The sequence below is a fragment of the Nocardia sp. NPDC051463 genome (assembly GCF_040681975.1).
In the GTDB taxonomy this organism is placed as follows: Bacteria; Actinomycetota; Actinomycetes; order Mycobacteriales; family Mycobacteriaceae; genus Nocardia.
The window spans coordinates 79,815-103,761 of the sequence record NZ_JBFBAB010000008.1 but is presented as its reverse complement, the minus strand read 5'-3'; the positions used below and the strand labels follow the sequence as shown (position 1 = coordinate 103,761).

The following is a 23,947-nucleotide window of genomic DNA, read 5'->3' as shown; positions in this document are numbered from 1 at the left end:
GATCTCCGGTACCTCGGACAACGTTAGCCGGGGCGGTTTGCCGCTGCTACGCGCGGTTGCGGCGGTAGTGGCGGCGCGCACAACACGGACATCTGCCGGGATGGAGTCGATGTGCGGCGGTTATTGGATACCCTTTGCTGGTGCCGATCTACGCCGCCTACGGGTCGAACATGGACTCGTCTCAGATGCTCGAGCGCTGTCCGCACTCCCCCATGTCCGGTACGGGCTGGTTGGAGGGCTGGCGTCTGACCTTCAGTGGCGACGACATCGGCTGGGAGGGGCCGCTGGCCACCGTCGTCGAAGAGCCGGGGTCCCGGGTCTTCGTCGTGCTCTACGACGTCTCACCGGAGGACGAGCAGCGACTGGACCGTTGGGAGGGCTCCGACTTCGGAATCCATCGCAAGGTCCGGCTACGCGTCTCGCCGAATCCGGGCAGTGGCGCCCAGCCGATCCTCGCGTGGCTGTACGTGCTGGACGCCTACGAGGGCGGCCTGCCCTCCGCGCGATATATCGGCGTGATCGCGGACGCGGCCGAGAAGGCAGGCGCGCCCGAGGACTACGTGCATTCCTTGCGCACCCGCAACAGCCGCAACGTCGGTCCCGGCAATTTCGGCTGACCCGACGCTGTCTGCGACAAAAGCAGCTGCGGCCGGACCCCCGGGCCCGGCCGCGGCTGTCTGCGTAATGCCCGGTCGCTCAGCCTGTGTGCAGCACGATGTTGCTCAGCACCCGGACTCCGACGGCAAGCGCCCGCTCGTCGATGTCGAACGTCGGCTGGTGCAGGTCGAGCTGTTCGCCGTGACCGGACCAGACGCCCAGCCGAGCCATCGCGCCGGGCACTTCCTCCAGGTACCAGGAGAAGTCCTCGCCGCCGCCGGACTGCATGGTGTCGGCGAGCGCGTCCGGACCGATCTCACGGATCGCGTCCTCGAACATCCGCGTCGACTGCTCGTCGTTGACCACCGGTGGCACGCCACGTTTGTAGTTCAGCTGGTACCGCACGCCGGTCGGGGCGAGCAGGCCGTCGACGATCTCGCGCACCATCGGCTCCAGCAGCGACCAGGTCGCGTGATCGCCGGTGCGTACGGTGCCGGTGAGCATGCCGGTCTGCGGAATCGCGTTGGGCGCTTTGCCCGCGCTGACCGCACCCCACACCATGACGGTGCTGGTGCGCGGATCGATGCGACGGCTCAGCAGCCCGGGCAACCCGGTGATCACGGTGCCGATCGCATAGACCAGATCGCTGGTCAGATGCGGACGCGAGGTGTGGCCGCCCGGCGAATCGAGCACCAGCTCGATCGTGTCGGCGGCCGAGGTGATCGCCCCGACGCGGATTCCGATGCGTCCGACTTCCAGCCGCGGATCACAGTGCAGCGCGAAGATCCGCTCCACACCCTCCATCGCGCCGGTAGCCACCACATCGATCGCACCGCCTGGCATGACCTCCTCGGCAGGCTGGAACACCAGCCGCACGCCACGCGGCAGATCGGCGTCCGCCAGCGCGAGCGCGGTGCCGAGCAGAATCGTGGTGTGCGCGTCGTGACCGCAGGCATGCGACACGCCCGGCACGGTAGAAGCAAAGCTGAGTCCGGTGAACTCCTGGAGCGGGAGTGCGTCCATGTCGGCGCGCAATCCGATGCGCGGCCCATCCGGTCCGATATCACAGATGAGCCCGGTGCCGCCCGGAAGCCGTCGGGGCGAAAGCCCGGCCTTCGTCAGCCACGCCGAGACAAACTCGGTGGTGGCGAACTCGGTGCGAGAAAGCTCCGGGTTGGCGTGGATATGCCTGCGCCATTGGACGAGGTCGAGTGTGTGCTCAGCCAGCCATGCCTCGACCGCTTCCTGCCCGGTTCGCACGGTGTTCGACGAGGCAGCGCTCGCCGGGCTCTCCGTGGTTGCCGGGGCCACCGCTTGCGGGCCCGATGCCGGGGCCGCCAAACGGCTGGTATTGCTCACCGAATGTCCTCCTGTCGTTGAACGAGCCGTTGCAACAACCTGTCTCTATCTACATCATCGCGAGCGACGGCAATAGCGGTACGCGCGAGCGCTAGTGCGCCGTCGGTGACCGCACGATCCGCCGAAGCGTTGATACTCGCCGCGGCGAAGCCGGGCTGATGTGTCACCGCCCCACCGGCGTCTATGCCGATGACCGGATGGATGCCCGGTATGACGTTGGTGACGTTGCCCATGTCCGTACTCCCGAGTGGTCGCTGCGCCTCGAGCTCCGGTGCGATCGGCACCCGGCCCAATTCGACGATCTGCTCGCGATAGGCAAACAGTAATCCCGGATCGGGAGTTAGCTCGGTATATGTCGGCGCAACAGTCCGGATTTCGTGCGTGCAGCCGGTCGCCAGAGCGCCCGCCTCGAAACAATCCGCTGCTCGTTGCATCAAATTGTCGAGAGATGCGGAGTCGACTGCACGTAGGTAGTACAGCAATTCCGCACGTCCGGGCACAATGTTGGGGGCTACGCCACCGTCGCTGACTATACCGTGCAGTTGCTGACCAGGCAGAAGATGTTGCCTCAGCAATCCGAGAGCTACCTGTGCGACCGTCATCGCATCACCGGCATTGCGTCCCAGTTCCGGCGCGGCGCTCGCGTGCGCCTCGCGCCCGTGGAAGGTCACCGACAGATCCGCGAGGGCCAGCGAACGCGCGCCGACGATGTCGAACGGGCCGGGGTGCACCATCATCGCCATCGCGATGTCGTCGAAGACGCCGCGTTCGAGCATCAGCACCTTGCCGCCACCGCTCTCCTCGGCGGGCGTCCCGAAGACCACGACCGTGATCCCGAGCGCATCGGCGACCTCGGCGAGACCGATCGCGGCGCCGACCGCCGACGCCGCGATGATGTTGTGTCCGCAGGCGTGTCCGATCTCCGGCAGCGCGTCGTATTCAGCGCAGATGCCGACCGTCAGCTCGCCGCTGCCGTAGGTGGCTCGGAAGGCGGTCGGCAGGTCGGCGACGCCGGTCTCGATGTCGAAGCCGCGCGCGGCAAGCGGCGCGATGGTCTTGGCGGCGCTTCTGGTCTCCTTGAACGCCAGCTCCGGTTCGGCATGGATCGCGTGCGACAGGCCGATCAGCTCGGCGGCCGCGGCCTGGATCGCGGCGTCCGCCGCCTCGGCCGCACCCATCCGCCCAGCGTGGTGGTCGCTGCGCGGTTCCGGGAGCCCGCTGCGCGGTGGTGGCATGGAACACAGTGTCGCACTGCGCCGGTTATAGGGCGCAGGCCACGTCAGTTCGACTGCTCACATCAGGGCGTGATCACGGGTTATCCGGCGGCGAATGCCAAATTCTCCGGGGTGGTCGGGGTGGCGAGGCCGGCAAGCGCCCTGGCGTGCAGTGCCCGCTTGATCACCGGCAGATTCGGTTTGCGATTGCTTGCCAATGCCGCGGCCCGCGCGACGGCCGCTCCCAGCAACGTCTCGGCGTCGGCCTTCTCATCGACGATGCCCGCGGCGATCGCCTGATCCGCCGAGTAGCGGTGGCCGGTGGTCATGGCCTGCAAGGCGACCTGGTTGGACAGCCGCTCGGTGAGCAACGCGTTCATGCCGACGGTGAACGGCATCCCGAGATGCACCTCGGGCAGGCAGTAGAAGCCGCGGTCGGCGCGCATCACGCGGAAGTCGTGTGAGGTGGCGAGCATGGCACCCGCACCGAAGGCGTGACCGTTGATCGCGGCGACTGTCGGCATCGGAAAGGCGAGCAGCCGGGTATAGAGCGAGTGCACACGGTCGAGGTAGCCGTGCATCTTGTCCAGATTGCCGAACAACCAGTCGGTGTCGAGACCGTTGCTGTAGAACTTCCCGGTCGCGGTGGTCACCAGCGCGGCAGGCCCCTCGGACGCTTCGATCTCGTCGAGCAGCCCGTGGAATTCGTCGATCCAATCAGGATGGAAGCGGTTCTCGCTATCGGTCTGCCCCTCGTTCCCGAGGTAGACCACGAACACATCTCCTTCACGTGACAGATACGCCATGCGGGCAGCGTATCGGGTCCGGAGCGCAACCCCTACTCGCGGGTAGCTTGCGTCCGGCAGCGGTGCGCGGGCACCGCCCAGCACCCAGTAGCGAGCATCACCTGCGCACCCGGCAGGCAAGCCGTACTAATGGAGCCCACGGCCCGCGCCCGGGTCCCGGAGCCGTGCTCCAACACCGCGACCCCCCCTCGCCGCCCGCACCCACGCGACGCAAGCGACGCACAAAGTCACCAGCGGCCGCACAGAAGCGCCCACCACAAAGCGAATCCCACCAACGACCGCCCACACCCGCTCCCCACAAACACCAAAGCCACCAGCCGCCACACAGAAGCGCCCACTACGAAGCGAATCCCACCAACGACCGCCCACACCCGCTCCCCACAAACACCAAAGCCACCAGCCGCCACACAGAACCACCCACCACAAAGCGAATCCCACCAACGACCGCCCACACCCGCTCCCCACAAACACCAAAGCCACCAGCCTGCCCACCAAAGGACCCACCACGGAGCGAGTCTTACGAGCGACAGTTCGCGGCCGGCTCGCGTCCGAGTGGCCGAAGCGCATGCGCCGCAGGCGCGAGTCTCGGCCGCTCGGACGCGAGCCTTGGGTGCCGCGAACACGCAGCGCCGCAGGCGCTGCCAATCCAACACAGCCGCAGGCGCGGCACATCAGATACATTGACCTTCATGCTTGCCGAACAGGCCGCCGAGGCGATCGCCGAACGTACGGGAGTCAAGCGTCACCGGGTTGCGGTGGTGCTGGGGTCGGGGTGGCAGGAGGCAGCCGCGGAAATCGGGGCGGCGACCGCGTCGGTGCCGATGCCGGAGCTGCCGGGGTTCGGGACGCCGAGTGCGCAGGGGCATGTCGGCATGGTTCATTCGGTTGCGGTCGGCGAGACGCCGGTGCTGCTGTTGATGGGCCGCCAGCATCTGTACGAGGGCTATCAACCTACCGAGGTCGTGCATCCGGTGACCGCGGCCATTGCCGCAGGCGCCGAGACGGTGGTGTTGACGAATGCGGCCGGCGGCATCCGTGACGGATTGCGCGTCGGTGAGCCCGTGCTGATCAGCGACCATCTGAATCTGACCGGTCGCACGCCGCTGACCGGTGCGACCTTCGTCGATCTTGTGGACGCCTGGGATCCCGAATTGCGTGCGCTGGCAAGGGAAATCGACCCGAGCCTGACCGAGGGTGTGTATGCGGGTCTGACCGGACCGCAGTACGAGACGCCCGCCGAGATTCGGATGCTGCGCACGATCGGCGCCGATCTGGTCGGCATGTCGACGGTGCTCGAGGCCATCGCGTGCCGTGCGCTGGGCGCACGGGTGCTGGGCATCTCACTGGTCACCAATCTGGCCGCGGGTGTCACCGGTGCGCACCTGTCGCATGCCGAGGTACTTGCCGAAGGCCATGCGGCCGCGCCACGCCTCGGCAAGCTGCTGCGTGGCGTGCTGGAGCGGCTGTAGATGCTGCGCTTCGGCACAGCCGGGCTGCGCGGGCCGTTGCGGGATGGGCCCGACGGCATGAATCCGGCGACCGTGAGCAGGGCGACGGCCGGGCTCACCGCATGGTTGCGCGATCGTTGTCTCGGTGGCGGTGCGGTGGTGGTCGGTCGCGATGCCCGTCACGGCTCGGCCGAATTCGCGATCGCGACGGCGGAAATCTTTGCCGCCGCGGGCTTTCCGGTGACGCTGCTGCCGCGCCCGCTGCCGACACCGGTCGTCGCGTACGCGGTTCGGGAGTTGGGAGCCGTTGCCGGAGTGCAGATCACCGCATCGCACAACCCGGCGACCGACAACGGCTATAAGGTGTATCTGGACGGTGGCTCGCAACTGATAGCCCCGGCCGATACCGAGATCGAACGCTGCATCGAGGCGGTCACCGAACCGATCGCCAGGACCCCGGTCACCCCCACCGATGACGATCTTGTGCGCCGATACCTCGACCGGGTGGCCCAGTTGCCGACACTGATCGGCGGTCCCGGTGAACGCTCCGATATCCGAATCGTACTGACCCCGCTGCACGGTGTCGGCGGCGATACCGCCGTGAAAGCCCTTGTGGACGCCGGATTTGGTCACGTGCACGTCGTCGGTGAGCAATTCGCGCCCGACGCAGACTTCCCCACCGTCGCGTTCCCGAACCCCGAAGAGCCGGGCGCCACCGACCTTTTGCTCGCCACCGCGGAGCGGATCGGCGCGGACATCGCCATTGCCCTCGACCCGGACGCCGACCGTTGTGCCGTCGGCATCCCCGATGGCAGCGGCGGCTGGCGCATGTTGCGTGGCGACGAAACCGGCGTGCTGCTTGGGGATTACGTGCTGCGCACCGCACCGCAGGACGCACTGGTGGCCACCACCATTGTCTCCTCGCGATTGCTGTCGAAGCTCGCCGCTGCCCGCGGCGCACGCTATGCGGAAACCCTGACCGGCTTCAAATGGTTGGCCCGCGCAGGAGACGGCCTGGTCTATGCCTACGAGGAGGCCATCGGCCATTGCGTCGACCCGGCCACGGTGCGGGACAAGGACGGCATCTCCGCGGCCGTCCTCGCCGTGGACCTGGCCGCCCGCTTGAAGGCCGTCGGCCGCACTCTGGCGGACGTACTCGATGACTACGCACTAGAGTTCGGCGTACACGCGGTGGATCAAGTGTCGCTGCGCCTGCCCGACGCGGCCGCGGCCGCCGCCGTCGTCGACCGCTTACGCGCCGCCCCACCCGGCGAGATCATCGGTGAACCAATGGAATACACCGACCTGCTACAGGTCCGCGGCCGTTTGCGCACCGACGCTCTGATCTTCGAGAGCAAGACCGCACGCATCGTCGTCCGCCCCTCCGGCACCGAGCCCAAACTCAAGTGCTACCTCGAAGTCGTCCACCCCGCTCCCACACGCCCGACCTTGCCCGCCGCCAAAACCACCGCAGCCCAACACCTCTCCGCCCTCCGAAGCTTCTGCGAACACCTCGCCCGGTAGGTTCCGCCGAGCGCAGTCAAACGGCGGCTCCAACCCACGAACCAACCAATTCGACTACCCGTGTCAGCGGAAGTTCCTGGAGCGCAACCACAGCCGGTTCTCACGCCGGAGGCCACGCCTGTCTTGAACGGGCTGCGGAAGACAAGCCGGGACAAACCCGCAGCGACTGCCGCTCCGATCACCAATAATGCCCTACAACCCCACCCCAACCAGTCCTCACGCCGAAAGCCGGTGGCCTGCTTGCGTGAGCCGCGGAAGAGAAAGCCGGGTCACGACGTGCCCAGCACTGCCCGACCACCGCGGGGACGCGAGCTCGCATAGCGAACCAGGGCACACCACCCAGCTTCGGCCGACCAATTCACGGCGCTGCGCTGGGAGGTGAACTCGGCGAACTGTTCTGCGCGCTCGACACCCAAGGGGTCAGCGCGGGCCGAATTGACGGTCGCCTGCGTCACCGAGACCGGGCACGATGTAGGCGTCGGCGTTCAGGCCCGCGTCTACGACGGCGGTGACCAGGCGGACTGGGAATCCTGAATCCTCCAGCGCAGCAACACCTTCGGGTGCGGCAACGACGCAGACCGCGGTGATGTCCGTGGCGCCGCGAGCGGCGAGCAACCCCAAGGTGTGGCACATCGAGCCGCCGGTGGCCAGCATCGGGTCGAGCACAAAGACCGGCAGCTCGGAGAGGTCCTCCGGTAACGACTCCATGTACGGGACGGGCTGGTGGGTCTGTTCGTCGCGGGCGATGCCGACGAAGCCGACCCTGGCATCCGGAATCAATTCGGCGGCCGCGTCGATCATGCCGAGGCCCGCGCGCAGGACCGGCACCAGCAGTGGCGGTTTCGCCAAACGCACGCCCTCGACCGGCGCCACCGGGGTGGCCACCTCGAAGCGGGCGACAGGGGCTTCGCGCAGCGCCTCGTAGATCAGGATTCCGGTGAGATCGCGCAGTGCGGCACGGAAGGCCGGGTTGGCCGTCCTGGCATCGCGCATCGTGGTCAGCAGGGCAGCGGCGAGTGGGTGGTCCACGGTGTGCGTGTGCATGAGTGAACGATAAGGTTGGCAACGAGTTCGACGTCGAACCTCCGGCAGGGAAATTTTTTCGATGGGGCTGGAACCGATCCGGAAGGTAGCGCGTCGAACTAGGTGGATGACGTACTCTGCCTGGGAAGAAATACAGATGGGGGAAGCACTATGCGAAAGATGTCGGCCGACACCGAGGGCATCGCAGCCTATGGTGCGTCCGCCCACACCATGGCCGCGGAGATGGCGGCGGCCAGTGCGGGCGCGGCGGGCGCCGCTCCCGCCCTACTCGGTCCCATCATGGGTTTGATCGGTGGTGATTTCATGGCTGCCTACGCCGCTACCCATGCCGGGCACGTCGCGGCGATCGGCCAACTGTCGGCCGTGCTGACGAGTGTCGGTGGGGCCGCGACCGGCGCCGCCGTCGTCCTCGACGAAACCGACCAGACCAATGCCGCCGCGATCGACAGTGCGGATTCCGGACTGGGCGCGTGACCCGATGATCGATATCAGCGCGTTGGCCAAGCCACTGCTCGACCTGCTCTCCAGTTTCGGCTCGGGAGTCCTGCCCACCGACGGTCCCTCTGGTCAGTTGCAGTCCACCTCGAGCATCATCGACCAGATCCACGCGTTCGGTCGCAACAGCATCAACAGCATGAACGAGGCGTGGGATGGCCGGGCTGCCGATTCCGCCACCGCGAAGGCGTTGCGGGTGCAGACCTCCGCCGCGACCATCTCCGATCGCGGCACCGACATGGCCGCAGTGGTCGATCAGGCTGCCGCCCAGGTCGAGACCGGGCAGAAGGAACTCAGCGCCATCGTCGAGTCGTTCGTGAACACGGCATCCGCTCTCGGTCCTACCATCGCGACGCCGGAAGGTCTCACGGTGCTCGTCGGCTCCGCGATCGACCATCTCGGCCAGGGCTTGAATGTCGTCGGGCGGGTGCGTAGCGAACTCGACACCCAGACCGCGAGCATGACCGAATTGACCCCGCCGCCGTCGACGGCGCCCGCGACGCTACCCGCCGGCCTGGCCGGCGGGGCGAGTGCGCTGGCGAGCGGTGCGAGCTCGGGAGCGCAACAGCTGCTGTCGACGCTGACCAGCGTCGGCGGGTCCGCAGGCAGCATGCTCACCAGCATGGCGACCCCGTCGATGTCCGGCTCGACACCGTCCAAATCCGGCTCGTCGCCCAGCACACCGGGTCAACAGAAGCCCAACAGTGGTTCTGCGGGCCAGACGCCCGACGGCAAGGGTGTGAAGGTCACACTGCCGGACGGCAGCGTTGTCGAGGCGCCGAACGAGCAGGCCGCGCAGGCGGTTCGCTCCGCGCTCGGTGCCGTCGGCACGCCGTACGTGTGGGGCGGCAACAGCCCGGGCGCCGGGCTCGACTGCAGCGGGCTCACCCAATACGCATACGGCGAGGCAGGCGTCGAGTTGCCCAGGCTTGCCCAAGAACAGGGCAACGGGCACATGGGGGTCTCCCCCGGTGACCTCATGCCCGGCGACCTGGCCGTGTGGGACGGCCATGTCGCCATGGTGATCGGCAACGGGCAGTTCGTCGAGGCCGGTGACCCGGTCCAGATCAGCTCGATTCGAACGGAGAACATAGGAATGGACTTCTACGGCTTCTACAGGCCGACCACATGAGCGAGCGCGGCAATGCCACAGCGCCATCGCGCATGACGAAGACGATCGCCTGCGAGGCGCCGTCATGACCGAACCGAAGCCCCCGACCATCCCGAATGTCACGGTGGCGGCAAGCACAAACCGGTCGGGCACCATCTCGGTGCGCGCCACCGATCAGGGCATGCCGGTGGAGATCAAGTTCGAGCGCAGCGAATACCGTTACGGCGCACAGACTCTGGCGGACGAAATCCTGCGGCTGACGAAGCGCTCCACCGTCGCCGCCCGCGCCCGCAGGCGCGAAGTACTCGCCGAGGCCGGCCTACCCGCCGACATTCTGGACCGGCTCAACCTGCCGACCCGCCAGGCCGCGGTGGACGAACTGGACCGGATCGATGACGCCGATACGGGACCCACGAGCTGGATGAGGCCGGTATGAGTGAGCGAAGCATCGACACCGCCACCCCCGCGATCATGACGTCGCAGCCCGTCGGTGAGGCGCAGTCATGAGCGCGGAGATGGATGCTCTCGTCGCCAACGCGACGCAGAAGTTGGAGGCGTTGGAGGCCGCGCTCTACGGCCTCAAGCAGGTGCGAGGCCGGTTCCGCACCGAGGACGGCGCGGTCAGCGCCGAGGTCGACAGCGATGGCGCGCTGGTCGCGCTGACCCTGTCGGAATCGGTCACCACGCTGCCTCCCACCGAGGTCGGCCAGCTCATTGTCTGGGCCTGTAAGCAGGCCGCGGAGGACGCCGGCACCCAGCGCTCGAAGGTCGTTGCGACACTGAACGAGTCGTTTGTCCCGGCCGCCGGAGAGGCTCCGGGAACAATTGGAGGCGGCCCGGATAGTGCCTGACGCGGAAGGTCGATAGGCTTCCGCTCATGGCTTCTGGAGACATCGTCCCGATCGAGCTCGGCCTGACCGACGGCGATCTCGTCACCCTGTGGGCACCGCGCTGGCGCGACGGTGACGACGAGTGGGAGGCGTTCCTCGGACACGAGGACTCCCTTTACGGTTTCGAAACCGTCGCGGAGCTGGCCGCCTTTATCCGGACCAACTCCGACAACGACCTCATCGACCATCCGTCGTGGAAGGTCGTCGCCGGTCTTTCCGCGGTGGAGCTGGAGCCGGAGGAGAACTTCACCTTCGATCTGGTCGCGGTGCCGGAGCTCGCCGCGGGCGATCCGGATGTCGATACCATCGCAGAGCTCGAAGACACCCTCGCCATGGTGCGCAACATCGGCGAGGTGTGCGAACTGGAGACGGTGACCAAGTTCTTCGGTTCGCACCCCGTCCTCGGCGCGCTGCCGGGCGGGGTGAGTGCTTTCGTCGGGCGCGATGGCGAAGATCTCTGGGATCAGATCGGTGCCGCCATCGCCAAGGGCTGGGACAACGTCCTCGATGCCATCGACTCCGTGGTGCAGACCCCGGATGTCGACCCCGCGGCGGTCGCCGTCGCGGAGGCGGAACTGCTCGCCGCCGAGGAGAATGTCGTCGACGCCGACGACGCGGCCGACAGCGAGGAAGAGGAAGAGTTCGAAACCGTCGATCTCGATGCAGACGACGAAGACGAAGAGGACGACGAGGAAGAAGACGATTCGTTCTGGCATGAGGTCGGCATCGACCCGGTCAAGATCATCACCGCCGACGGTAACTACTTCACACTGCGCTGTTACCTCGACGACGAGCCGATCTTCCTCGGCAAGAACGGCTCGATCACCGTCTTCGGCTCCGAGCGGGCGTTGGCGCGCTACCTGGCTGACGACCATGAGCACGATCTGTCGCGAGTGAGCACATACACCGATGTGCAGACCGCCGCCGTCGACGGCTCGCTCGAGGTCGAGGTCACCGACGAGAATGTCTACGTGCTGCCCGGCCTGGCCGACGATCTGGCCGAGGGCCCCGAGGCGGTCGACGTCGAGCAGCTCGATCTCGCGGTCGAACTGTTCACCGACGCTGCCGACTATGCCGACGACGACACCGTGGAGCAGGCGCTCGCCCAGTCCAACCCGCTCGGCTGGTACATCTCCTACCTGCTGAACCCGGACCCGAACCGGATGGCACCCAACCCACCGTTCACCGCCGAAGCACAGAGCTGGCGGGAGCTGGAGCGTAACTTCGAGAGTCGGCTCGCACCACAGTGACCGTTCGAACGCTCCGGATTCCCGCGCGATTCAACGGCCCGCCAGGCTCCGGCAACGGCGGCTACGTGGGTGGGCTACTTGCCGCACAGCGTGCGGATGCCGCGGTGACGGTGATCCTGCGCAGCCCGCCGCCGCTGGACACGGCGCTGCAGATGCGTGCCGGCCGGTTGTACGACGGCGACACCCTGCTGGCCGAATCGCGAGCGGGAGAGTTCGAACGGGACGCCCCGCAGCGCGTGTCGTTCGCCGACGCCGAGGCCGCTGCCGGCTCGTATCACAGCAACGAACTGTTCGCGCAGTGCTTCGTCTGCGGCAGCGCTCGCACCGATGGCCTGCGGATTCAGGCGGGCGTTGTCGGCAACAGCTTGGTCGCCGCACCATGGGTTCCCGACGATTCGCTGCCGCTGGAGACCGCCGTGCTGTGGGCCGCGATGGACTGCCCGGGTGGCTGGTCGCTGCCGGGGATGTTCGAGCGGCCCGCGGTGCTCGGCTCGATGACCGCCACCGTCCACGCGCTGCCGGAGGTCGGCGAGCGGTGCGTGGCCGTCGGCGAGAATCACGGCGAACAGGGCCGCAAGTCCTTCGCCTCGACGGCCGTGTACGGCGCGGACGATCGACTGCTCGGCCGGGCCGAGCAGATCTGGATCCGCATCAACTGAGCCGAACCGCGCGCACCGGAAGCTCGATGCGCGCGAAAGCCCTTGCCGCCGAGACTAGCCGAGCAGAACTGCGTAACCCGGCTTGATGATGTCGTCGATGATGCGCAGCCGCTCCGGGAACGGGATAAAGGCCGACTTCATGGCGTTGATGGTGAAACGCTCCAGGTCGCTCCAGCCGTAGCCGAAGGTGTCGACCAGCTTCGCCATCTCCTTGCTCATGGTGGTGTCGCTCATCAGCCGGTTGTCGGTGTTGACGGTGACGCGGAAACGCAGTCGGGCAAGCAGGTCGAAGGGGTGCTTGTCCAGCGAGGGGACCGCACCGGTCTGCACATTCGACGATGGACACAACTCGAGCGGAATCCGCATATCGCGCACATAGTTTGCGACCAGCCCGAGGCTGGCGTCCTCGATCGCGCCAGGCACGGCGATATCGTCGGTGATCCGCACGCCGTGACCGAGCCGATCACAACCACAGAAGGCGAGCGCCTCATGGATCGAGGGCAGCCCGAACGCCTCGCCCGCGTGAATAGTGAAGTGCGCACTGTTGGCGCGCATGTATTCGAAGGCATCGAGATGTCTGCTCGGCGGGAAACCCGCTTCCGCGCCCGCGATATCGAAACCACCGACGCCACGATCCCGGAAACGCACGGTGAGCTCGGCAATCTCCCGCGAACGCGCCGCGTGCCGCATCGCGGTGAGCAGGCAAATCACCACGATCGTGTGGCCCTGCGCCGCGGCCGCCGCCTCGCCCTCGCGGAAGCCGGCCAGGGTGTGCTCGACCACCTCGTCCAGGGTCAAGCCGCGCTCCAGGTGCTGTTCGGGCGCGAAGCGCACCTCGGCGTACACCACGCCGTCGGCCGCCAGGTCCTGCGCGCATTCACGAGCGACCCTACGCAAGCCTTCAGGTGTCTGCATCACCGCGACGGTATGGGCGAAGGTTTCCAGATAAAGCTCCAACGAACCGCTGTCGGCCGCGTCGCGGAACCACGCGGCCAGTGCCGTCTCGTCGGAGGCGGGTAGGTCGTCGTAACCGCAATCGGCGGCGAGCTCCAGAACCGTCGCGGGTCGCAGGCCACCGTCGAGGTGGTCGTGCAGCAGCGCTTTGGGAGCTTGGCGGATCGAGGCAAGGGTCAAAGGCATCGGTCCTGTCATGACCACACGTTAGCCGCATGTCACCGTGGCGGCAGCCCAGTTGGTGCGCGTCATCACTTGTGATTGCCCTCTCGGGCGCGCCGCCGTAGCGACGTCGACCTCATCCCGCTGTTCGAGTGGCCGTTCGCCGCCGGATGCGGTAATGGAGACCGACCTACCGACGGCGTTCGAGCCCGACCGACCGCGATGGACATCCGGTGCGCGATGGCGACGAATTCCGTTGGCAAAGAAAGGCATTCGACCGGTCCACGCGCCGACATCCGCGCATTCGGAGTCCGCCGATGATCATGGTGGCGGGGCCTCACACTCGGAGGCCGACAAGGTCGGGCGGGCAGCGAAGGTGGGAGTCCGGCAACCGCACCGCTGCGGTCATCGACGGCCTGGCGATGCCGACACGGGCGCGATCACGGGTTCTCCGTCGCGCTCGGCACCGACTACAACATCCTGATGGTCGGCGGCGACATCGGGTTCGCGATCGGTCCGGCGACCCCGGCCGGGTCACTGACCGATTCGTCCGAGAAGCAACGGTGTGTCCGACTTCGGTCCCACCCCATCGATGGTGATGGCTCCTTCCAGCGCCGCGACAGCGCCGGAGAAGGCCTCCGGGGTATCGGTATGCAGGGTGAGCACGGGTTGGCCCGCGGTGACGGGATCGCCCGGCTTGGCGTGCATCTCGATGCCCGCACCTGCTTGCACCGGGTCACCCTGTCTGGCACGACCCGCGCCGAGCCGCCACGCGGCGATACCGACACCCATCGCGTCCAGGCCCGTGAGCATGCCGTCGCGCTCGGCGCGCACGATTTCGGTGTGCTTCGCGCGAGGCAACGGCGCGTCCGGGTCACCGCCCTGCGCCTGAATCATGGCGCGCCAGCGGTCCATGGCGCGGCCGTCGGCCAGCGCCTCGGCGGGATCGACGTCGAGCCCGGCCTGCGCAACCATCTCCCGAGCCAGCGTCAGGGTCAATTCGACGACATCGGCAGGACCACCGCCCGCGAGCACCTCCACCGATTCGGCGACCTCGAGCGCATTGCCCGCCGTGCGTCCGAGCGGAGTATCCATCGCGGTCAACAGCGCGACCGTGCGTACGCCCGCGTCGGTGCCGAGTTCGACCATCGCCGTCGCCAATTCGCGTGCGCCCTCGATGGTCTTCAGGAACGCACCCGCGCCGACCTTCACATCCAGCACCAGCGCGGCGGTGCCCTCAGCGATCTTCTTGCTCATGATCGAGCTGGCGATCAGCGGAATGGATTCGACGGTCCCGGTGACATCGCGCAGCGCGTAGAGCCGTTTGTCGGCCGGAGCCAGATCGGCACCCGCCGCGCACACCACAGCGCCGATGTCGGGATCGGCCAATATCTCGCGCATCCGCGGCACTGTCACATCGGCCCGCCAGCCCGCGATGGCCTCGAGCTTGTCCAACGTTCCGCCGGTGTGGCCGAGCCCACGCCCGGACAGCTGCGGCACCGCCGCACCACAGGCCGCGACCAAGGGCGCCAGCGGCAGCGTGATCTTGTCCCCGACGCCGCCCGTCGAATGTTTGTCCACCGTTGGCCGCGGCAGATCGGTGAAGTCCATTCGACGGCCGGAGGAAATCATCGCGGCGGTCCAGCGCGCGGTCTCGCGCCGCGTCATCCCCCGCCAGACAATGGCCATCGCCAACGCCGCCATCTGCTCGTCGGCCACCGCCCCCGTGGTGAATCCGTCGACCACCCAGTCGATCTGTGCGTCAGACAGCTCCCCGCCGTCGCGCTTGGCCGTGATGATCGAAACCGCGTCCCATGCCGTCACGGCCGCCAGTCTGGCACGGGACGCGGGCGAACCCTGGTTCATGTCGGCGCCGATAGCCTCGCTGCATCATTCGTTCAAGAGGCAGGAGAGTCGATGACGTATTCGAGCGGGTCACGAAGTTGCAGGCGCAAGTCTCCGATGTCGAGGGATGCCACAGCCGAGCCGTCTACGAGCTGACCAGGAATGTCCACGCCTCGTGAACCGGTCGCTGATCGGCACACGGGTGCATCGGCTGGCCGATGGGATCAACAGTGTGGGACGAGGCATGGCGCTCACGATGGGGCGTATGGGATTCAGCTACTCGAGCCCCGGTCAGCACCATGCCCACCGAGGCCGAGCTCGACGCATCGTTCGAAGCAGACTGCTGACAATCGACCGCCTGGAGGTCGTCACAGCTGCCCGGCGTCCAGGTCATCGGGACCGAAAGCGTCGGGCAGCAGGGTGCGCAGCCGAACAGGTCCGGACTTGTGGTCGATCAGGAGATCGGCGCCGCCGTGCTCGTAGAGCAACTGTCGGCACCGCCCACAGGGCATCAGGATTTCGCCGCGAGAATCGGCCACAGAGATGGCTATCAAGCGGCCCCCACCGCCCGAAAATAAGTTACCGATGAGTACGCATTCGGCACACAGGCCCAGGCCATATGAGACATTTTCCACATTGCATCCGCTTACAATTCGACCGTCGACACTGAGTGCCGCCGCGCCGACCGGGAACCGCGAGTACGGCGCATAGGCATTATGCAGAACTTGAATTGCACTGTCGCGCAATGTATTCCAGTCGACTTCCGGCATCGACGACCTCCTGTTAATCAGCCCGAATCAGGCCGCGCGAGGGCTGCCGCGCAACCCTTCACGCATCAAGAAAGGCAAACCTAACTCGCTGGAATGTCGCGCAACGCACGGCACGCCGAATTAGTTCCGGCATTGCGAGGGGATTAGAGTCCACAACAGATCGGTTCAGGTTCCCGGCGGCGGGCCCCGCGTTAGCTCTTTGGCACAGCAAAACGCAGCCACCTGGGCATTCGCCCCTTTTGCACTGCCGGCGTCGGATCTGTAACCGGGTCCATCAACGACGTTGGAGGCGACCGCACTCTATGACCACGATAGAAGCTCCGGCACAGCCGAAGCGGAAGACGCTGTACCGAGGCGACCCCGGAATGTGGTCCTGGGCACTGCACCGGATCACCGGTGTCACCATCTTCTTCTTCCTCTTCGTGCACGTCTTGGACACCGCACTGGTTCGGGTCAGCCCCGATACCTACAACGAGGCGATCGAGATCTACAAGAACCCGATCGTCGCGCTGATGGAGATGGGTCTTGTCGTGTGCGTGCTGTTCCACGCACTCAACGGCGTCCGCGTGATCCTGGTCGACTTCTGGTCCAAGGGACCGAAGTACCAGCGTCTGATGCTCTGGATCATCCTCGCGGTCTGGTTCCTGCTGGCGGTACCCGCGATCGGGCGTCAGTTCTTCTACCTGTTCACGGAGCACTGATCACAATGAGCGCACCCGTTATCGGTAAGTCCTATGACCGGCCTGCGAGCCTGGACCTGCCGCGGTCCCCGCGGTCGCGGTCCAACGGCAACTTCGAGAAGTACGCGTGGCTGTTCATGCGGTTCTCCGGCCTGCTGCTGATCGTGCTCGTGCTCGGCCACATGGCGATCATGCTGCTGCTCGACGGCGGCGTGAAGCGACTGAACTTCGCCTTCGTGGCCGGTCGCTGGTCCAGCCCGTTCTGGCAGTTCTGGGACCTCACCATGCTGTGGCTGGCTCAACTGCACGGCGGCAACGGCCTGCGCACGGTGATCGCGGACTACTCCCGCAAGGACTCGACCCGGTTCTGGCTGAACACCGCGCTGGCCATCTCCATGGTCCTCGTGGTTGGCGTCGGCACCTACGTCATCTTCACCTTCGACCCCAACATCAGTTAGGAACAGGCCACCTCCGATGAGTGAGCGCAGCGAACGAATCATCGACACGGCGTGTTTCACACATGCCGGAACCGAGCGCAGCGAGGTGCGGGCATGAGTGAAACGCGGATTCAGGAGCATCGCTACGACGTCGTGATCGTCGGTGCCGGTGGCGCCGGCATGCGCGCGGCGATCGAGGCCGGGCCCCGGGCGCGCACCGCCGTGCTGACCAAGCTGTACCCGACCCGCAGCCACACGGGCGCCGCACAGGGTGGCATGTGCGCCGCACTGGCCAACGTCGAAGAAGACAACTGGGAATGGCACACCTTCGACACCGTCAAAGGTGGTGACTACCTGGTCGACCAGGACGCTGCGGAGATCATGGCCAAGGAGGCCATCGACGCGGTGATGGACCTGGAAAAGATGGGTCTGCCGTTCAACCGCACGCCCGAGGGCAAGATCGACCAGCGCCGCTTCGGCGGACACACCCGCGATCACGGCAAGGCCCCGGTCCGCCGGGCGTGCTACGCCGCCGACCGCACCGGTCACATGATCCTGCAGACCCTGTACCAGAACTGCGTCAAGCACGACGTGGAGTTCTACAACGAGTTCTACGTGCTCGATCTGGTGCTGACCGAGTCCGACCGTGGCCCCATCGCGACCGGCGTCGTCGCCTACGAGCTGGCCACCGGCGACATCCACGTCTTCCACGCGAAGTCGATCGTGTTCGCCACCGGCGGTTCGGGCCGGATGTACAAGACCACCTCGAACGCGCACACGCTGACCGGTGACGGCATGGCGATCGTGTTCCGCAAGGGACTGCCGCTGGAGGACATGGAGTTCCACCAGTTCCATCCGACAGGTCTGGCCGGACTCGGCATCCTCATCTCCGAAGCCGTCCGCGGTGAGGGCGGCATCCTGCGCAATGCCAGCGGTGAGCGCTTCATGGAGCGCTACGCCCCCACCATCAAGGACCTCGCGCCGCGTGACATCGTCGCCCGCTCGATGGTGCTCGAGGTGCTCGAGGGCCGCGGCGCGGGACCGAACAAGGATTACGTCTACATCGATGTGACCCACCTCGGCGAGGACGTGCTCGAGGAGAAGCTGCCCGACATCACCGAGTTCGCCCGCACCTATCTGGGCGTGGACCCGGTGACCGAGCTGGTGCCGGTCATGCCGACCTGTCACTACGTGATGGGTGGCATCCCGACCAAGATCCGCGGCGAGGTGCTGCGCAACAATACCGACGTGGTGCCGGGCCTCTACGCGGCGGGCGAGTGCGCGTGCGTCTCGGTGCACGGCTCCAACCGTCTCGGCACCAATTCGCTACTGGACATCAATGTGTTCGGCCGCCGCGCGGGCATCGCCGCCGCGGAGCACGCGCAGCGCTCCGAGTTCGTGGACATGCCGGAGAACCCGGCGCAGATGGTGCAGGACTGGCTCGCGTTGATCCTGTCCGACCACGGCAACGAGCGTGTCGCCGACATCCGCACCGAACTGCAGTACACGATGGACATGAATGCCGCCGTGTTCCGCACCGAGGACACCCTCAAGCAGGCACTCACCGATATCCACGCACTCAAGGATCGCTACAAGCGGATCACGGTGCAGGACAAGGGCAAGCGCTACAACAGCGACCTGCTCGAGGCCGTCGAGCTGGGCTTCCTGCTCGAGCTGGCCGAGGTGACCGTGGTCGGTGCGCTCAACCGCAAGGAATCGCGCGGCGGCCACGCCCGCGAGGACTACCCGGACCGCGACGACGTGAACTTCATGCGGCACACGATGGCCTACAAGGAGGGCGCGGAGCTCATTTCCGATATCCGCCTCGACTTCAAGCCGGTAGTGCAGACCCGCTACGAGCCGATGGAGCGTAAGTACTGATGACTGCTGTAGCCGAAGCACCCTCATCACAGAAGCCCGCGCCGATCCCCGAGGGGTCGGTCATGGTCACCGTCAAGGTTGCCAGGTTCAACCCGGAGGACGACAAGGGCGCGCACTGGGAGTCGTTCCAGGTGCCGGTCCTCTCGACCGACCGCTTCCTGAACGTGCTGATCTACATCAAGTCCTACCTGGACGGCACGCTCACCTTCCGGCGCTCCTGTGCGCACGGTGTGTGTGGCTCCGACGCCATGCGGATCAACGGTGTGAACCGGCTGGCCTGCAAGGTGCTGATGAAGGACATGCTGCCCAAGGACGGCAAGTCCATCACCCTCACCGTCGAGCCCATCCGCGGCCTGCCCGTGGAGAAGGACCTCGTGGTGAACATGGAGCCGTTCTTCGACGCGTTCCGCGCGGTGAAGCCCTACCTGATCACCACGGGTAACGAGCCGACCCGCGAGCGCATCCAGAGCCAGGCCGACCGCGCCAGGTTCGACGACACCACCAAGTGCATCCTCTGCGCCTGCTGCACCACCTCCTGCCCCGTGTACTGGAGCGACGGCAGCTACTTCGGCCCGGCCGCGATCGTGAACGCCCACCGCTTCATCTTCGACAGCCGCGACGAAGCCGCGCGCGAGCGCCTCGACATCCTCAACGACGTCGAAGGCGTCTGGCGCTGCCGCACCACCTTCAACTGCACCGACGCCTGCCCCCGCGGCATCGAGGTCACCAAGGCCATCCAGGAAGTCAAGCGCGCACTGCTCTTCGCCCGCTGACCTACCCGGCCCGGTCAACGAAGGCCGCCTTCATCGAAAGATGAAGGCGGCCTTGGTCTATCCGGTCAGCGGGCCGCTTTGGTCACCGACCGCTCAATCGCCTCGAAGATGTCCGCATCCGTTTCCCGTTGCCACTCCGGCAACTGCTCCCAGTCCGCGACATAGGCAGGCTTCGGGTCCGGAATGTGCTTATAGATCTGACCGATCCAGCACACTGCAAGCCATCTGCCCTTCTGCTCTCGGCTCAGCTTGCTCGTATTGCCGCTGCTTGACTCGACAAACTCGGCCACCTGGTCGTAAACGGCAGCGGCACTGACCTGTTCCCACTCCGGTATGTCATCCCATGGCGCGACGTACGCGGGTTTCGGCTCGCCTGGGTAGTGAGAATTCACCCCGTCGATCCATGCCTGCCGAAAGATGCGTCCACGATCAGATTGCTGCACAGCTCTCCTCAGGTTGTTTGATCAGCGTGATTCGTCGCCAGTGTGGCAATTTGATCATCGAGATGCCGCACGTGCCGGTCGCCGCAAAGTGGACCGAGTTGGCGACGCAGCCCTTCCAACCTCCGACCGACATACCCAGAGCGGGTTTGTCGCGCGATGTCGAGTGCAGCATCGCCATACATCACCACTTGAATCGGATCACGATTCAAGGCACCGACAGCAGCCAGGTCGACAAGTACGCTTGCCCGGCGGCGGGACGAGTGCTGCTCATCCAGAACGCCGGTCAGTACCTGTTCAGCTTGCCATGCTTGTCCGAGTTGGACGAGGCAGGTAGCCCGATCCTCTGCGAGACGTGACCCATCGAACCTCAACCACCCGTTGGAATTCAGATGGCTCATCGATAGAACGCCCTGAGCGGAGTCAGCAGCACGCTCCCACCCGTCGCCTTCACCGAGCCCGGCCAGTGCCTGCGCGTGTACCGCATCCACCCAATAGCGTGTGGCCAGAACACCATCACCGCGATCAGCAAGTTTCCGCGCCGCCACAAGCAGTGGAACCGCTGCCGGGGAGTGATCGTCGTGAATGCTGACATACGCATGTCGTGTCAAGGCACATGCCCAAAGATCCCACGCGACAGCTTCTTTACTCAGCGCCGCCGCCACCGTGTAGCAGTGGGCCGCATCGGCATAGCGATCACCATCGAACAGAATCTCACCGACTATCTGCAAAATCTCGGCCGTTAGCTCACACAGTCTCCGATGAACAATCTCGCCAGCGGAACGGCCAAAGCCGTCTACGAGCTCACCCAGATGCTCGCGAACTGCGGGAAAGACCGCCGACTTGGTCGGTGCCGACGAATAGTTTTGCCACAGTAATTGATTGACAACGGCGTACTCATTGACCGCCTTGAGATCGACGCGGCCGACACCACCATCGACTGCCGCGACACGGTCCCAATCGATTGGGGTCGCCACGACCGCGCTGGACAGGGATAGCAGCCGAAGCAGCTCACGCCGATTCATGTCATCGATCTCCATGAAGTACCGAGGGTCGCACCTGTCGGGAGGCTCATCGACATCGAGCCTAGGCGGTTGATTGGCTCCTTGATCCCGACAGGATGTTCCCCGCAGCTCAGCGCACCGGAGCTGAAACCTGGCCAGCTGATCCTTGTGGGCCCGCACCAGGAGCGTGTCCATTATCGCAGCATGGTGCGCCCGAAGCGTGAGCGTCGAACCACGACGCTCCCACTTCCGAAGCGTATCGAACGGAATACCGGCAAGCTGGCAAAAGCCAACCCGAGTCTCCCGCAGCGCATCGCGAAGCGCGCGCACCTCCAACCCGGTCCACTGCAGCTGCACACACATCGGCACCACCCCTGAGACCGGTCAAGTGCCCGCAGCATACCCCCAACAGACCCCCAGAATGCCCCGGATGTCACTACTTTCGGCGCCTTCCCACTGCGACCGTTGAATCAGATCTCATCACAACCATCCGATCCAGCAGAAATCGCACGAAGGGCACAACTATGTTCGAGGAACTGAAGATAGGAGCATGGGCATCCATCGATAGTCGCTGCCCGATACGACTCCTCGCCGCCCCGGAAGACGAAGGCGCAACCCTGATCTTCGGCGATCACGACACGTTCGAGCTCCACCTCGATGTTGCATCCCTCCAGAGCCTGGTCGAACTTGGCACAGAAACACTTCACAGGTTGACGGAATAGCTGAGTACAGCAGGCGCAGGCAAACGAGAAAGACGGTTTGCCAAATACAAACCGTACAACCTTTACTAGAAAGGGACGCTCGACCCATAGCGCACGCATGCCGCAGTGAAAGAAGAGGCGATTGACCAGTTACGTTTGCTAGCCGCTTGCCAGAAGCGCATCTCTCAATATCATCCAAATATTGCTCCCGTCCTGCATCATGATGGCGTGACCCTTACACCAAGCGGATTCTGGAGCTATGCACACGTCGACGATGAAGCAACCGACGGCCACATCCGTCGCCTGGCCGATCAAGTTTCCAATGCATTCAGAATCCTTACAGGAGCACCGCTGGATCTGTTTTTCGATCGACACAGTATTCAATGGGGTGACGAGTGGCAGCAAAAGATTGATAACTCAATTCATGGCACAACTTTCTTCATTCCAATAATCACTCCTAGCTATCTTTCGAGTCAGGCTTGTCGAGATGAATTTATTTTCTTTTGGAGCAAGTCGACATTCTCCAAGCTTGATGAGCTCCTGCTACCCATCCTCTATGCACCAATAGACATCAATGTTGATTCAGATGATGAAGTTGTGTCTATCGTAAGTAGAATACAATTCGAAAATTGGACCGAAGTGCGATTGGAAAGCGAGGGTTCAAGTACCTACAAGAAGGCGATACACAAGCTCGCCGCCCGATTTAAAGATATTGCCGATTTGGTCGACAAAAAGCCTGAGTTCACAGTCGATGTCAACGCTACGAAGCCAGCGTCAGACAAAGCTGGAATGGGCGACAGAGCGGATGAACCCGGCCTCCTGGAAGTAATCGTAGACATAGAGGAGACGATGCCGCAGTGGTCACAAGCCATCGAGTCGATGACTTCCGCACTATCTGAGATCGAGGAGGCAATGGCTGCATCGAAGCCAGATCTGGATAAGGCGAATCAATCAGCCAAGATCGCATCAAGAATTACAGCAATCAAGAAGGCCGCAGAACGCCTGGACCATCCGACGCATAAATTCTACGAGAGCGCAAAGACCTACCAAGGCCTGGCCATATCGATGGATCCAGGTTTCAATGCACTCATTCAGCTAGCTCAAATGTCCGCCGAAGAAGAGCGACATTTCGCCGTTGGGTTATCAAATCAAATTCAGGGCATGCGTGACACAATGCAGCAGGCGCTAGATAATACAGGTGAGCTTTCGACCGTACTTCGCGATGCCGGAAATGTGAGTCGAGACATGCGCACACCAACTAAAAGAATATCGGACGGTATGCGGATGCTCGAAGATACTCAAACCGTGCTTGATAACTGGATATCGGGACTCAAGGCGGCAGCACCTGAGGAATGATTCAATATCGACACTATCGAAGCTGCGGGAAACGCCGTCAATATCTACATTAACTGGGCATTAAGCGAAGGAAGGGCACTTTGAGCGAGGCGTCTTGTGGGGCGCAGTATGTCCTCGAGTTGGCCGAAGGCTCGTATGAGTGGTACCGGCAAGCTGCACTGAAGGCTCGACGCTATCACCGTCTGACCGAGATTCTGCAGCTAGTAGGGTCCGCAACCATCCCGCTGTCAGCCGTTCTACTAGAAGGCAACACGGCGGTCCCCGCGACGCTTGGTGCGGCGGTCGTAGTCATCACTGGGCTTCGTTCAGCCTTTCACTGGCACGAGGACTATTTGCGGTTCAACCAAGCCCGTGAAGCGGTAGAGGCCGAGCGCCGCCTCTACCGCACTGGCGCTGAACCTTACAACGTCGCCAGCAGCCGTGATCAACTACTCGCCAAGGCCGTAACCGCCATTGAACAGCGGGAAATGGGCGCGTGGTTGAAGATCGCTGGGGCAGAGCGGGAGAACCTCAAGGAACACGACGGCTACCGGTGACCGATTGATCC

The 23,947-nt window shown here is 64.8% G+C and carries 25 protein-coding genes; 16 read left to right on the top strand and 9 right to left on the bottom strand.

The features are described 5' to 3' along the window. Positions 1 to 140: 140 nt before the first annotated feature. Entirely contained in the window at positions 141 to 617 is a 477-nt protein-coding gene (locus AB0M74_RS13905; protein ID WP_328409628.1) for a gamma-glutamylcyclotransferase, read from the top strand. A 79-nt stretch (positions 618 to 696) separates the two neighbouring features. Here AB0M74_RS13905 and AB0M74_RS13900 read toward each other — a convergent pair whose 3' ends face one another. The 3 genes from AB0M74_RS13900 to AB0M74_RS13890 all read right to left on the bottom strand — a co-directional run bounded on the left by AB0M74_RS13900 (position 697) and on the right by AB0M74_RS13890 (position 3,976). Beyond that, positions 697 to 1,857 carry a M20 family metallopeptidase gene (locus tag AB0M74_RS13900; RefSeq protein ID WP_364906553.1) on the bottom strand — a complete coding sequence of 387 codons (1,161 nt, stop codon included), beginning with the start codon at positions 1,855 to 1,857 and terminating at the stop codon, positions 697 to 699. Positions 1,858 to 1,952: 95 nt separating this feature from the next. After that, positions 1,953 to 3,134 carry a M20 family metallopeptidase gene (locus tag AB0M74_RS13895; RefSeq protein WP_364906551.1) on the bottom strand — a complete coding sequence of 394 codons (1,182 nt, stop codon included), beginning with the start codon at positions 3,132 to 3,134 and terminating at the stop codon, positions 1,953 to 1,955. A 137-nt stretch (positions 3,135 to 3,271) separates the two neighbouring features. Continuing rightward, entirely contained in the window at positions 3,272 to 3,976 is a 705-nt protein-coding gene (locus AB0M74_RS13890) for an enoyl-CoA hydratase-related protein (RefSeq protein ID WP_364906211.1), read from the bottom strand. A gap of 689 nt (positions 3,977 to 4,665) precedes the next feature. On the opposite strand from AB0M74_RS13890, the gene AB0M74_RS13885 reads away from it, so the two are divergent. Continuing rightward, a complete protein-coding gene (locus AB0M74_RS13885; RefSeq protein ID WP_364906208.1) occupies positions 4,666 to 5,445 on the top strand; it encodes a purine-nucleoside phosphorylase in 780 nt (259 codons plus the stop codon). Next, positions 5,446 to 6,948 (top strand): phospho-sugar mutase, encoded by a 1,503-nt coding sequence (locus AB0M74_RS13880; protein WP_364906206.1) that lies wholly within the window; start codon positions 5,446 to 5,448, stop codon positions 6,946 to 6,948. 420 nt (positions 6,949 to 7,368) lie between these two features. On the opposite strand, the gene upp is transcribed toward AB0M74_RS13880, so the two are convergent. Next, a complete protein-coding gene (upp, locus tag AB0M74_RS13875) occupies positions 7,369 to 7,992 on the bottom strand; it encodes a uracil phosphoribosyltransferase (protein ID WP_364906203.1) in 624 nt (207 codons plus the stop codon). Positions 7,993 to 8,151: 159 nt separating this feature from the next. On the opposite strand from upp, the gene AB0M74_RS13870 reads away from it, so the two are divergent. From AB0M74_RS13870 to AB0M74_RS13845, 6 genes are all read left to right on the top strand, one after another. Further along, positions 8,152 to 8,466 (top strand): hypothetical protein, encoded by a 315-nt coding sequence (locus AB0M74_RS13870; RefSeq protein WP_364906200.1) that lies wholly within the window; start codon positions 8,152 to 8,154, stop codon positions 8,464 to 8,466. A 4-nt stretch (positions 8,467 to 8,470) separates the two neighbouring features. Beyond that, positions 8,471 to 9,619: an NlpC/P60 family protein gene (locus AB0M74_RS13865; RefSeq protein WP_364906197.1), complete on the top strand. Its 1,149-nt coding sequence runs from the start codon at positions 8,471 to 8,473 to the stop codon at positions 9,617 to 9,619. Between the two features lie 64 nt (positions 9,620 to 9,683). Continuing rightward, complete coding sequence (locus AB0M74_RS13860) at positions 9,684 to 10,034, top strand: hypothetical protein (RefSeq protein WP_364906195.1); 351 nt, start codon at positions 9,684 to 9,686, stop codon at positions 10,032 to 10,034. A 67-nt stretch (positions 10,035 to 10,101) separates the two neighbouring features. Continuing rightward, positions 10,102 to 10,449, top strand: a complete 348-nt coding sequence (locus AB0M74_RS13855; protein WP_364906192.1) for a YbaB/EbfC family nucleoid-associated protein — start codon at positions 10,102 to 10,104, stop codon at positions 10,447 to 10,449. Between the two features lie 26 nt (positions 10,450 to 10,475). Then, positions 10,476 to 11,738 (top strand): primosomal protein, encoded by a 1,263-nt coding sequence (locus AB0M74_RS13850; protein WP_364906190.1) that lies wholly within the window; start codon positions 10,476 to 10,478, stop codon positions 11,736 to 11,738. Beyond that, positions 11,735 to 12,397 carry a hypothetical protein gene (locus AB0M74_RS13845; RefSeq protein ID WP_364906188.1) on the top strand — a complete coding sequence of 221 codons (663 nt, stop codon included), beginning with the start codon at positions 11,735 to 11,737 and terminating at the stop codon, positions 12,395 to 12,397. Before AB0M74_RS13850 ends, AB0M74_RS13845 begins: the two co-directional genes overlap by 4 nt. 54 nt (positions 12,398 to 12,451) lie before the next feature. Here AB0M74_RS13845 and AB0M74_RS13840 read toward each other — a convergent pair whose 3' ends face one another. The 3 genes from AB0M74_RS13840 to AB0M74_RS13830 all read right to left on the bottom strand — a co-directional run bounded on the left by AB0M74_RS13840 (position 12,452) and on the right by AB0M74_RS13830 (position 16,128). Beyond that, the gene (locus AB0M74_RS13840; protein WP_364906185.1) at positions 12,452 to 13,549 is read right to left on the bottom strand and encodes an adenosine deaminase; all 1,098 of its coding nucleotides are present in this window, start codon (positions 13,547 to 13,549) and stop codon (positions 12,452 to 12,454) included. 498 nt (positions 13,550 to 14,047) lie between these two features. Next, on the bottom strand, positions 14,048 to 15,337 hold the full coding sequence (locus AB0M74_RS13835) for a thymidine phosphorylase (RefSeq protein WP_364906182.1): 1,290 nt from the start codon (positions 15,335 to 15,337) through the stop codon (positions 14,048 to 14,050). Between the two features lie 389 nt (positions 15,338 to 15,726). Further along, complete coding sequence (locus tag AB0M74_RS13830) at positions 15,727 to 16,128, bottom strand: cytidine deaminase (protein WP_364906179.1); 402 nt, start codon at positions 16,126 to 16,128, stop codon at positions 15,727 to 15,729. A 302-nt stretch (positions 16,129 to 16,430) separates the two neighbouring features. On the opposite strand from AB0M74_RS13830, the gene sdhC reads away from it, so the two are divergent. The 4 genes from sdhC to AB0M74_RS13810 all read left to right on the top strand — a co-directional run bounded on the left by sdhC (position 16,431) and on the right by AB0M74_RS13810 (position 19,899). Continuing rightward, positions 16,431 to 16,829: a succinate dehydrogenase, cytochrome b556 subunit gene (gene sdhC / locus AB0M74_RS13825; RefSeq protein WP_364906177.1), complete on the top strand. Its 399-nt coding sequence runs from the start codon at positions 16,431 to 16,433 to the stop codon at positions 16,827 to 16,829. A gap of 5 nt (positions 16,830 to 16,834) precedes the next feature. Further along, the gene (locus AB0M74_RS13820; protein ID WP_364906174.1) at positions 16,835 to 17,266 is read left to right on the top strand and encodes a succinate dehydrogenase hydrophobic membrane anchor subunit; all 432 of its coding nucleotides are present in this window, start codon (positions 16,835 to 16,837) and stop codon (positions 17,264 to 17,266) included. A gap of 93 nt (positions 17,267 to 17,359) precedes the next feature. Then, a complete protein-coding gene (gene sdhA / locus AB0M74_RS13815) occupies positions 17,360 to 19,126 on the top strand; it encodes a succinate dehydrogenase flavoprotein subunit (RefSeq protein WP_364906171.1) in 1,767 nt (588 codons plus the stop codon). Continuing rightward, positions 19,126 to 19,899, top strand: a complete 774-nt coding sequence (locus AB0M74_RS13810) for a succinate dehydrogenase iron-sulfur subunit (protein ID WP_364906168.1) — start codon at positions 19,126 to 19,128, stop codon at positions 19,897 to 19,899. The genes sdhA and AB0M74_RS13810 overlap by 1 nt, the downstream gene beginning before the upstream one ends. A gap of 65 nt (positions 19,900 to 19,964) precedes the next feature. On the opposite strand, the gene AB0M74_RS13805 is transcribed toward AB0M74_RS13810, so the two are convergent. Then, positions 19,965 to 20,342 (bottom strand): hypothetical protein, encoded by a 378-nt coding sequence (locus AB0M74_RS13805; RefSeq protein WP_364906166.1) that lies wholly within the window; start codon positions 20,340 to 20,342, stop codon positions 19,965 to 19,967. Between the two features lie 8 nt (positions 20,343 to 20,350). Next, positions 20,351 to 21,379, bottom strand: a complete 1,029-nt coding sequence (locus AB0M74_RS13800) for a transcriptional regulator (RefSeq protein ID WP_364906163.1) — start codon at positions 21,377 to 21,379, stop codon at positions 20,351 to 20,353. Between the two features lie 488 nt (positions 21,380 to 21,867). Here AB0M74_RS13800 and AB0M74_RS13795 point away from each other — a divergent pair, with 488 nt between their 5' ends. From AB0M74_RS13795 to AB0M74_RS13785, 3 genes are all read left to right on the top strand, one after another. Beyond that, complete coding sequence (locus tag AB0M74_RS13795; RefSeq protein WP_364906161.1) at positions 21,868 to 22,065, top strand: hypothetical protein; 198 nt, start codon at positions 21,868 to 21,870, stop codon at positions 22,063 to 22,065. A gap of 105 nt (positions 22,066 to 22,170) precedes the next feature. Continuing rightward, entirely contained in the window at positions 22,171 to 23,400 is a 1,230-nt protein-coding gene (locus tag AB0M74_RS13790) for a toll/interleukin-1 receptor domain-containing protein (RefSeq protein ID WP_364906158.1), read from the top strand. Between the two features lie 80 nt (positions 23,401 to 23,480). After that, the gene (locus AB0M74_RS13785) at positions 23,481 to 23,936 is read left to right on the top strand and encodes a DUF4231 domain-containing protein (protein ID WP_364906155.1); all 456 of its coding nucleotides are present in this window, start codon (positions 23,481 to 23,483) and stop codon (positions 23,934 to 23,936) included. Positions 23,937 to 23,947 lie beyond the last annotated feature (11 nt).